This window comes from Schlesneria sp. (assembly GCF_036405755.1).
Classification (GTDB): domain Bacteria; phylum Planctomycetota; class Planctomycetia; order Planctomycetales; family Planctomycetaceae; genus Schlesneria; species Schlesneria sphaerica.
Window position 1 is genome coordinate 1 of sequence record NZ_DASWWZ010000500.1, and the last position, 11,182, is coordinate 11,182.

2 protein-coding genes and 1 pseudogene are annotated in these 11,182 nt (G+C 59.6%); all 3 read left to right on the forward strand.

The features are described from left to right. The first annotated feature begins 577 nt into the window (after positions 1 to 577). Positions 578 to 2,257, forward strand: coding sequence for a PfaD family polyunsaturated fatty acid/polyketide biosynthesis protein (locus VGE80_RS16900; protein ID WP_440593483.1), 1,680 nt, complete (start codon positions 578 to 580; stop codon positions 2,255 to 2,257). 60 nt (positions 2,258 to 2,317) lie between these two features. Then, the gene (locus VGE80_RS16905; RefSeq protein WP_440593484.1) at positions 2,318 to 10,621 is read left to right on the forward strand and encodes an SDR family NAD(P)-dependent oxidoreductase; all 8,304 of its coding nucleotides are present in this window, start codon (positions 2,318 to 2,320) and stop codon (positions 10,619 to 10,621) included. Between the two features lie 9 nt (positions 10,622 to 10,630). After that, positions 10,631 to 11,182: pseudogene (locus VGE80_RS16910) on the forward strand (3-keto-disaccharide hydrolase); the annotation flags it as partial.

Below are 11,182 nucleotides of genomic sequence, written 5' to 3' on the forward strand. Positions count from 1 at the left end.
GCTAGGCATTTTCTTTTCCCACAGCGGCACTCGGGGTTGGCTCTGATCGTCTCCTGCAGACGACTTCGAGTGCACAGTCTACTCAGGGACCGTTTGTTTCTGCGACGGATTGCGGCGCCGGCGAGGCAGAGCCCCGGTATCGTAAAACTTCCCTCCAGCACGTAGCTCGAGTACGCGCCGATGCGCACCGTTCGAGTACCCGTGGATGCGAGCCACAGCGGCTCGCCTTCTTCTAGGCAGCCCGCTTCGTGCGCCGTTCTCGACCGACTCGGGGTTGGGATTTCCCGGTATCGAGATGGCCGTGCGTAGCGATTCGATCTCTTCGGGCCGCGACACTCGTTCCGGATGTAGCGGTTGTAACGAATTGGTAAGCAGCGAAAGAAATACGCAAGTTACACGCATCAAACGATTTGGGCAGAAATTTCGGTCGAGCAGGAATTATCGGCCTCGTTGAGTTTGATCGTGGGGTAATCCTGTCTAAATCTACCTGTTGCCCGCGTGCAACACTGCAACGCGACTTCTATACTGTATGACTTCAGATTGGCGCACCCACGAATCAGGGCATGTAGATTTCGAAATGGATCACACTTCACAGGTACCGCTCGGAAACTGGTCTGCGGCCGGCGGTTCAATAGCGATCGACTCCACTTCAGTTTCGGAGGCGGTGAGTGATCTTGATTCGCCACTGATGATCGTCAACACGGTTCAGGGACTCGGTCTGGCCCGTGGCGGTGACGCCCAGTTCGGCTCGAACGCTTCCAATCCCCAGTCGTATCCGATCTTGGGAATCGTACCTCCCGTTCGGATGGAGATGCTGGGCGATGCCACGTTCCGGCAGGACCATGGGCTCCGGTTCAACTACGTCTCCGGCGCGATGGCGGCGGGAATCGGGTCGGCTGAGATCGCCGAAGAAATGTCCCGGCACGGTATGCTGGGAATTTTTGGCTCTGCGGGACTGGGACTCGCGCGGGTCGAAAAAGCCATTGATCGGTTGATTCCCGCCAGCCGACAGACCGTGGGAGCCAGCGACAGCCCCTCAACTGACACGAGCCAGCGCGTCGGCTTCAATCTCATTCACAGTCCGAACGATCAAGGGCTGGAGCGGGCAGTCGTGGATCTGTATCTGCGGCGGGGTGTCCGACTTGTCGAAGCCTCGGCGTTTCTGGACCTGACGCCCCACGTGGTCCGTTATCGCCTGCATGGGATTCATCGTCGTCCCGACGGCACGATCCACACACCGAATCGTATTATCGCCAAGGTGTCACGAATCGAAGTGGGTTCGAAGTTCTTCGCTCCGGCTCCCGCCAGGATCCTGTCGCAGCTTGTTGAACGAGGTGAGCTGACGGCCGAGCAGGCATTGCTGGCCGAATCGGTTCCGGTCGCTCAGGACATGACGGCAGAAGCCGATTCCGGCGGGCACACTGATAACCGACCGGCGCTGACGCTGCTGCCAACCATTCTGGCTCTGCGTGATCGGGCCGCGGCGACCTACCGGTTTCCCCAGCCGCTGCGCGTTGGGGCGGCAGGGGGGATCGCCACTCCCGCGTCGGCCGCTGCCGCATTCGCGATGGGGGCAGCCTACATCCTGGTCGGTTCGGTGCAGCAGGCCTGCGTCGAATCAGGAACCTGCGATTCTGTTCGTCAGATGCTGGCGGAAGCAGAGCAGGCGGATGTGACGATGTGTCCCTGTGCAGACATGTTCGAGATGGGGGTCAAAGTGCAGGTCCTGAAGCGAGGAACCATGTTCCCCATGCGGGCTGCCAAGCTTTACGAAGTCTACCGGGCGTTTAAAGGAATCAACGAGATTCCTGCGGGCGAACGGGAATGGCTCGAGAAGAATTTGTTTCGAACAACGCTGGAAGAAGTCTGGCGGCAGACCGTCGACTATTTCAGCACCCGCGATCCGGCCCAGATTGAAAAAGGGGAGCGTGATCCTAAGCATCAGATGGCGCTCATTTTTCGGTGGTATCTGGGGCAATCCTCGCGGTGGGCCAACTCGGGTGAGCCGTCCCGGAAGCTTGACTATCAAATCTGGTGTGGGCCCGCGATGGGAGCGTTCAATGAATGGACTCGTGGAACATTCCTGGCTAAACCGGCCAATCGAAAAGTGGCGACCGTTGCCTGCAATTTACTCTACGGGGCGGCGGTCATGCAGCGGTTGAACATGCTACGAAGTCAGGGTTTTCTGGTTCCTCCCGAGGCTGCCCGCGTCGAACCGCAAATTCCTGAAGTGCTTCGATCGCGATTCGGATTTTGAGGCGACGCTAAAAACCTCGCTCTACACTGCATCTAATTTCCTTCTGGTCTGACAGGTCTTATGAATCGTCAACAATCCCCGAATGAGCTCTCTGCCACTCAGCCGCCTCTCGCGATTGTGGGAATCAGTGCCCTGTTTCCCAAGGCTGCCAGTACAGAAGAGTTCTGGTCAAATATCCGTCGTGGAGTAGACGCCATCACCGAGGTTCCTGCATCGCACTGGAGCCCCGATGAGTATTTCGATCCAAACCAGAAGACACCTGACATGACGTACGCACGTCGCGGCGGGTTCCTGTCACCGCTGGCGTTCGATCCCCTGGAATTCGGTATCTCTCCCAACAATCTCGAGGCGATCGATACCAGTCAGTTATTGGGGATGGTGGGGGCCAAGCGAGCACTGGAAGATGCTGGTTACGGCGCGGGGCGCAAGTTCGACCGGTCTCGGGTGGGGTGCATTCTGGGTGTCACGGGAACACTGGAAATGGTGATTCCTCTTGGTGCTCGACTCGGTCACCCTCGGTGGCGTAAGGCGCTCAAAGACGCTGGCGTCGCTGATGACGTCGCCAATGACGTTGTTGAACGGATTTCCCAGAGCTACGTCCCATGGCAGGAAAACTCGTTCCCCGGTCTGCTGGGAAATGTCGTTGCCGGACGAATTGCAAACCGGCTGGACCTGCACGGAACCAACTGCGTGGTCGATGCTGCGTGCGCCAGCTCGCTGTCTGCCATTCACCTTGCCGCGTTGGAACTGTGGACGGGGCGAAGCGATATGGTGGTCACTGGAGGGATCGACACCTTCAATGACATCTTCATGTTCATGTGCTTCAGCAAGACCCCTGCATTGTCGCCGACGGGTGATTCGAAACCCTTTTCAGACGAGGCAGACGGGACGATTCTGGGTGAGGGGGTGGGCATGGTCGTGCTGAAGCGACTGGCCGACGCCCAGCGGGATGGGGACCGGGTCTATGCCGTTCTGAAAGGGATCGGAACGTCGAGCGATGGAGCGGGGAGTGCCGTCTATGCGCCCAAAGCAGAAGGACAGATTCGTTGTCTCAAGGACGCCTATCGGGTTGCAGGGGTCTCGCCCGACACCATCGAACTGGTAGAAGCACACGGAACGGGAACGAAAGTCGGCGATGCAACCGAGGTCACCGGCCTGATCGACGTCTTTAAGTCGTCAGGACGACAGGGGACCTGGTGCGCCGTGGGGTCCGTCAAGTCGCAGATCGGGCACACCAAGGCGGCCGCAGGTGCCGCTGGGGTGCTGAAAGCAGTTCTGGCGCTGCGTCATCGAGTGCTTCCTCCAACAATCAAGGTAAATCGCCCCCCCGCAGCCATGCTGGAACCGGGTTGTCCGTTTTATGTGAACACCGAAGCCCGGCCGTGGTTGAAATCAGACAAGCATCCCCGCCGTGCCGGTGTCAGTGCGTTCGGCTTTGGGGGAAGCAACTTCCACTGTGTTCTGGAAGAATCGCCGCAGCAATCGGACGAGGCGGAATGGGACGGCGATGTGCAGGTGATTGCCCTCTCTGCCCCCAGCGTCAATGACCTGCTGGGTGAAGTCCGTACGAAGATGGGATCTCTGGACGGATCGGACTGGCGGCAGGTTCGAGGACTGGGGGCCGCGAGTCGAAGTCAATTCCGGGCGACCGATCCACATCGAATTCTGTTTGTCGTTGAACGAGACAAGACGGACCTGAAAGGGGTTCTCGCCAGTGCGCAGACCATGTTTGAGCGTGCACCCGAGAAAGCGAACTGGTCCACCCCGGACGGCGTCCACTACGGTCGTGGTGCCGCGGCTGGAAAGCTGGGAATGCTTTTCCCCGGCCAGGGGTCCCAATACGTCGGGATGCTGCGAGAACTCGCTTGTCGTTTCCCCGTCATGCTGGATGTGCTCGCCGAGGCGAATGAAGTCTTCGCGAATTCGGTGACGCGGAATGATCAGGCCCCCCAGGACGAACGTCTGACGGATCTGATCTATCCGTATCCCGCGTTTTCGCCCGAGGGACGTTCGCGGCAAGACAGCGTGCTGCGGTCGACGCAAATCGCTCAGCCTGCGATTGGAGCAGTCAGCCTGGCGGCCCTGGCAGTACTGGACCAGTTTGGTGTTCATCCGGAAGCGGTGGCAGGACATAGTTATGGTGAGCTGACCGCGCTGTGTGCATCGCAGCGGTTCGGATCCCGTGCGCTTTATCGGTTGTCCATGCTTCGTGGAACGTTGATGGCGGCGGCCCAGGAAGTGGATGGTGGTATGCTGGCGCTGGGGGCGCCACTAACCCAGATCGAGGCGGCGCTCAAAGAACTTTCGGTCGATCTTGTCGTGGCCAATCACAACAGTCCGACTCAGGTCGTCCTGTCCGGTCGCGTTCCCGAAATCGAGCGAGCCACGGAACTCTTCGCTCGTCGAAATATCCGGGGCAAGAAGTTGTCGGTCGCTGCGGCCTTCCATAGTCCGCTGGTGGCGTCTGCCAGCCGAGCATTCCGACCTGTTCTGGATGAAGTCGAGTTCGCGCCGTCTCGCATGCCGGTATACGCAAACAGTACGGCTGCTGAATACCCCGCTGATCCGAATGCCGCGCGGGATTTGCTCGCGGCCCAGCTCGCCCGGCCCGTTAACTTTGTCAGCGAAGTGGAACGGATGCACGCCGACGGGGTCCGCACGTTCCTGGAAGTAGGTCCCGGTGGGGTGCTTACGGGTCTGGTGAATTCGATCCTGCAGGGGCGTGAGTACCGTGCCGTCGCGATCGATTCTTCTGGTGGTAAGAGAAGTGGTGTCGTCGACCTGGCCAACGCACTGGCGCAGGTCTCCTCCGTCGGGCACTCCGTTCGGTGGGACCGCTGGGATCCGAACGGCAAAGCCGCATCCGCTCAGAGTGAGTCGCGGCGAATGACCGTTCCGATTACCGGTGCCAACTACGTCAAACCACGCGCACCAATTCCGCCCCGATCGACGGCTGTCTCTGTGGAAACACCTCGACAGCCTGAACAGCCACCACACAAAGATTCAAAGGGATCGGCCACGATCGCTCCGCTGCCAGTGGCGGAAACGCCGACATTCCCGCAGCCGACTCCGCAGGCCATCGTCACGCCTCGCGCGGCAGTTCCCAGTGTACCGAGCCCGGTCCCCGCTGCGGCTCCCGTTTCATCCATGTCCTCTGAAGTCAGTACGCCGATGAAGTCCACTCGCCCCGCCATTGCAGAGAATCTGTCCAGCGTCGCCAGAAAATCGCCTGACGCGAGTTCGCTGGCGACGATTCAGCAGTTGCTCGAAGCGATGCAACGGATTCAGACGGAAACCACCCGGTTGCATCAGCAGTTTCTGGAAGGCCAGGAAATTGCATTCAAGACGTTCGAGCGTTTGGCGCTGGGACAGTTCGGCGGTGAGATGGCGTCAAAACCGGCACCGATTTCTCCGCGTCCCGCTGACAACCGTGCTCCCCTAGTACCGACGCGCGCGGAACAGTTGACGATGGAAGCACCGGTGACGGCTACGGTTCAGCCACCCGTGGCTCGTACCGTCACGTCCGAACCTCGACCAGCGAAAGTCGAATTGCCATTGCCCGCTGCGGCTCCCCTGCCGCCAGCCGCGCCACCGGCTTTTGCGGCTCAGCCGAAGAGCGTGACTCCGCAAGTCAGCCAACCGTCGGTCAGCGCATCCGTAGCGGCTCAGTCCGCCCCCGCTCAGCAGTTTAAGGCCGCACCTGAAGCGAAGCCTGTTCCGGTTTCCGCCCCACAGGACGAACCTGCTGCTCGTTCTCAACCAAATGAAGTGATCTCTCGACTCGGGGCAACGGTCCTCGCGGTTGTTTCAGAGAAGACGGGATATCCGACGGAAATGCTGAATCTGGAGATGAGTCTGGATCACGATCTGGGGATCGATTCGATCAAACGAGTCGAGATCCTGGCAACGCTCCAGGAGCGAGTGACCGACCTGCCCTCGTTTCAGCCGGATGAACTCGGGGCACTTCACACACTTCGCGATGTTGTGATTCTTGCTGAAGCGAGAACGTCATCCGCTCTTCCAACCTCACCTGCAGTGGGGCAGCCGACCACGGTTCCGATGCAGGAACTGGCCCCGGTCGAAACTCCCTTGCCACAGTCCCGATTGACCGAGTCCAGCGGCTCGGACCTCGCATCCCCGTTGGGACAGACGGTCCTGGAAATCGTGTCGGAAAAGACCGGCTATCCGACCGAGATGCTGAATCTCGAAATGAGCCTCGATCATGATCTGGGGATCGACTCCATCAAACGAGTTGAAATCCTGTCAGCCCTTCAAGAACGCGTCCCCGATCTGCCCGCGTTTCAGTCTGATGAACTGGGGGCGCTGCACACGCTCAGCGACGTCGTCGGACTCGCTCAATCCCGTTCGGCCGACGGGAAACCGCAAGTCGCCGTGATCGCTCCGCTCGCTGAACCGATTGAGGCTGCTGTGCCGCAGACCCCCAATGTGAGTTCCGCCGTGTCGGCACCCGCACCGGCGGCTTCGTCCTCGGGATCGCTGTTGGGGCCGGTTGTGCTGGCCATCGTGTCAGAGAAGACTGGCTATCCCACCGAGATGCTGAATCTCGAAATGAGTCTTGATCATGACCTCGGAATCGACTCGATCAAGCGAGTTGAGATCCTGTCGGCACTGCAGGAGCGGATCCCTGATCTACCCGCATTCCAGCCCGACGAACTGGGGGCGCTGCACACGCTGAAGGACGTGGTGACTCTGGCCGAAAACCGGTCAGGGGGGAGCGGCATCCCGTCCGCTGCCGTTGCGGAAAAAGCCTGTGAACAGTCTGAAACCGAGTCCGTTCCGGCGACTGCGGTCTCGCCAGGAAACGCGATAAATTTACTATTGGGACCCGTCGTGCTCGAGGTGGTCTCGGAGAAGACGGGCTACCCGGCCGAAATGCTCAACCTGGATATGAGTCTCGACCATGATCTGGGTATCGACTCAATCAAGCGAGTCGAGATCCTTTCGGCGCTGCAGGAACGGGTCCCAAATCTTCCCGCGTTTCAGCCGGAAGAACTTGGAGCACTCCATACTCTGCGGGACGTGGTGACGTTGGCGGACGCTCGCACGAACTCATCACGCGGAACTGCGCCCCAGACCACGGGGCCTGTCGGCGCAACTGCTTCTTCTGTGAATGTGACTCCACCGGCCACTCAGAAAAGGCCCGCTTCAGAGAAACAGGGATCATTAGAACTTGCACCGATCGTGCTGGCTGTCGTCTCAGAGAAGACCGGGTACCCGAGCGAGATGCTCAATCTGGAGATGAGTCTGGACCATGACCTGGGGATCGACTCGATCAAGCGAGTTGAAATTCTTTCTGCTCTGCAGGAACGGGTACTGGATCTCCCCGCGTTTCAGCCGGACGAACTTGGCTCACTCCATACCCTGCGGGATGTGGTCACACTCGCCGATGCGCGGACTAAAGGAGCATCTGTCAGTGCGGCTTCTGCAGACGTGACAGTCACCCCTGCGAATTCGATTGCCGCACCGGTGGAACCTCTGACTTCGGTGAAGAACGAATCCGCATCGCTGTGGCCGATTGTGCTGGAAGTCGTTTCGGAAAAGACGGGTTATCCGACCGAGATGCTGCATCTCACGATGAGCCTCGATCATGATCTGGGAATCGATTCGATCAAACGCGTCGAAATTCTTTCGGCAGTTCAGGAACGAGTTCCCGATCTTCCCGCGTTTCAGCCGGACGAGTTAGGGGCGTTGCAAACGCTGCATGATATCGTGAGCCTGGCGGAAGCACGGGTCGCAGCGAGCAGTACCGCTGTGGCGACCCTGTCGCCTGTATCCCATGCCGCAGTGAACGCTTCCGCTGTTGTCCAGGTCGTGCCCTCTCCAGCCCCGGCCCCGGTGACCGAACGTCCCTTGGCTGAACGCCAGCTTGTGCCAAGTCCCCGGATTCAGCGCAGCGTCGTCCGACCTGTTGCTCTGGCGGCCGCGTCCGCACGACAAAAGCTCAAGCTGATGTCAGGGGGCGAAGTCTGGGTGACAAATGATGGGTCTGACCTGGCGGCGAAGGTCGCCAGCGAACTGGCGCAACAGGGATTTCGAACGCGCCTAATTGAGCTGGAAAATTCCGTGCTTCCCGAAGTGCCTGAAACTCTGGCGGGGCTGGTGGTGATTGCGTCTGCGGGAGGGACAACAGACAACCAGTTATGGTCCGCTGTCCGCTGGCTGCAGCAAGTTGGCCCCGTTCTGCGTCGGAACAGCCGTCATGCAGCGACGTTTCTGGTGACGGTTTCTCGCCTTGATGGACGTTTCGGTTTCGCAGGTTCGCGGCCACTGCAGAACCCCGTCTCCGGCGGACTGGCGGGACTCGCCAAGTGCGTCGCACGCGAGTGGCCCGACGTTGTTGCCCGAGCGTTTGACCTCAGTCATGACTGGTCTTCAAATCAGGTGGCCGCCGCGATGCTCGTCGCCGAACTGGTTCACGAGGGACCCGTCGAAGTGGGGATCACTCCCAGCGGTCTCTTTTCATTGGAGATTGCCGAGCAGACGCTGACCGGCGTCCTGCAGAATCCTCCGATTGACCGCGGTGATCTGGTTGTGATCAGTGGGGGGGCCCGCGGTGTGACTGCGGAAGCGGCCTTCGCGATGGCGCAAGCCTGGAAGCCCCGTATTGCCATTCTCGGTCGGAGTCCTGAACCTGCTCCCGAGCCGGAATGGCTGGCTCGCCTGACGACGGAAGCCGAAATTCGTCAGGCGGTGATTGCTCGCGCTGTTCCCGGTTCAACTCCGAAGGTCATCGGACATCAGGTCCAGCAGATTGTGGCGAGTCGTGAGATCGCACAGCAGTTGCACCGGCTTGCTTCGGTGGGCATCTCTGCGGCGTACTACTCGGTCGATGTGCGCGATGAACAGGCTGTGAAGAAGATCCTGTCACAACTGGAACGTGAGCACGGGCCTGTGCGCGGAATCATTCACGGAGCCGGCGTGCTGGCCGATCAGAAGATCGAAGACAAGACGAAAGAACAGTTTGACCGGGTCTATGGCACCAAGATTGATGGACTGAACGCGTTGTTGAAGGGGGTTGATCCCGAAGAGCTGAAGTTGCTCTGTCTCTTTTCGTCGTACACCGCCCGCTTCGGTCGCGTCGGTCAGCTCGACTATGGAATCGCAAACGAAGTCCTCAACAAGCAGGCCCGGCAGTTCGCGATTCAACATCCGCAGTGTCGAGTGGCGTCGTTCAACTGGGGGCCGTGGGACGGTGGAATGGTTCAGGGGGGGCTGAAGAAGCTGTTCGCCTCAGAGGGAGTTGGTCTGATCCCCCTGCGGGACGGTGCTGAAGCACTCGTGTTCGAGTTCCAGCAGGCGACGAGTCTCCCTGTCGAAGTCCTGATTCTCGCTCCCGTTGAAGAAGGCGCTGCTGCTGCACAGAAATCCGCGACACGGGCTGATCCAGCTCAGGCTCCCGCTTTGAACGGTGTCTCTCCTACCGGCGGGAACGCTTCCCGGAAGGGACAGGATGTCGTCGCCCCTCCACAGTCGTTCACGACGGATTCTCCTGCGGAGATGAAGATCGATTTTGAGCGTGAGCTGGACCTGTCGAAGTATTCCTTTCTCGAATCACATGCACTCGGCGGAAAAGCTGTGTTCCCCGTAGCAATGATTCTCGAGTGGCTGGCCCATGCGGCCATCCATCGAAACCCGGGACTGGAACTCCGCGGATTCAGTGACTTCCGCGTCTACCAGGGGATTCGACTGGGGGCACACCAGAAGTACTCCATCAAAGCGCTCTCCGGAAAAGCGGTGCGACGGGGTGATGTGTTTGTGGTGCCGGTTCAGTTGCTCGGCGAACGTGACGGACGCGAAGTGCTGCACGCGGGTGCGAATGTCGTTCTGGCGGCATCCTATCCCGCCGCTCCCGGAACAACGCCGCCACTGGAAGGGGCAGGATACCCCATGAATCTGACAGACGCGTACGAGCGGAGACTGTTCCACGGTCCTATGCTGCGGGGGCTGCAGACAATCGAGGCCTGTTCGGAGCAGGGGATCACTGTGACGACCCGGACGGCTCCCGCGCCGTGGTCGTGGATGACTGATCCTGTTCGCGGCAGTTGGCTGGCCGATCCGCTGGTGATTGACGGGGCGCTGCAGGCGATCATCCTCTGGTCGCAGGAATTTCGTGGGAAGCCCTGCCTGCCCTGCGCCGTGAAGAATTACCAGCAGTTCCGGCGCACATTCCCTAAGGATGGCGTTCGAATTGTGATCCGAATGCACGAGGCCGCCGCGCAACTGGTTCGCTGTGACGTCGATTTTGTCGATCTGGATGGAGTTCTAGTTGCTCGCATGGAAGGTTGTGAAAGTGTCGCGGATGCATCGCTGACATCTGCTTTTGCAAATAACCGACCGGAATAGGAACGCAAATTGATCTGCCATTTCCTCATTCGTCGTATTGGCCTTCCCGCAATCGCATATCTGCTTGTGGGATCGCTGGTGTGTGCTGCCGAGACTACCAAAGGGCTCTCCGATATCTCGCTGGTCGATGTGGATTACCACATCCAAGGGGAATACGTCGGTTCGGCCCCACTGGGTGGATACTGTCAGCCGGTCGGATTGCAGGTGGTGGCACGCGGGGCAGGGGAGTTTGACGCGCTGCTCTATCGCGGAGGATTGCCGGGAAATGGCTACAATGGCAGCCCAACTTTGAAGTTGACTGGAACATGGGCGGGGAACCGGGTCGTGCTGGGGGGAGAAGACCTCGTCATCGACTTGCAGACCGGCTATGCGGGGGTCGTGAAGAACACGGCGGGGCAGCGAATGAGCTATCTGCAGCCGATCAAAAGAGTGAGTGCCACACAGGGAGCCTGTCCACCACCCCATGCCATTGTTCTGTTTGACGGAACTCATACTGACAGGTGGAACAAGGCGACGGTGACCCCCGACGGACTGCTGGAGATTGGCTGCGAAACAAAAGAG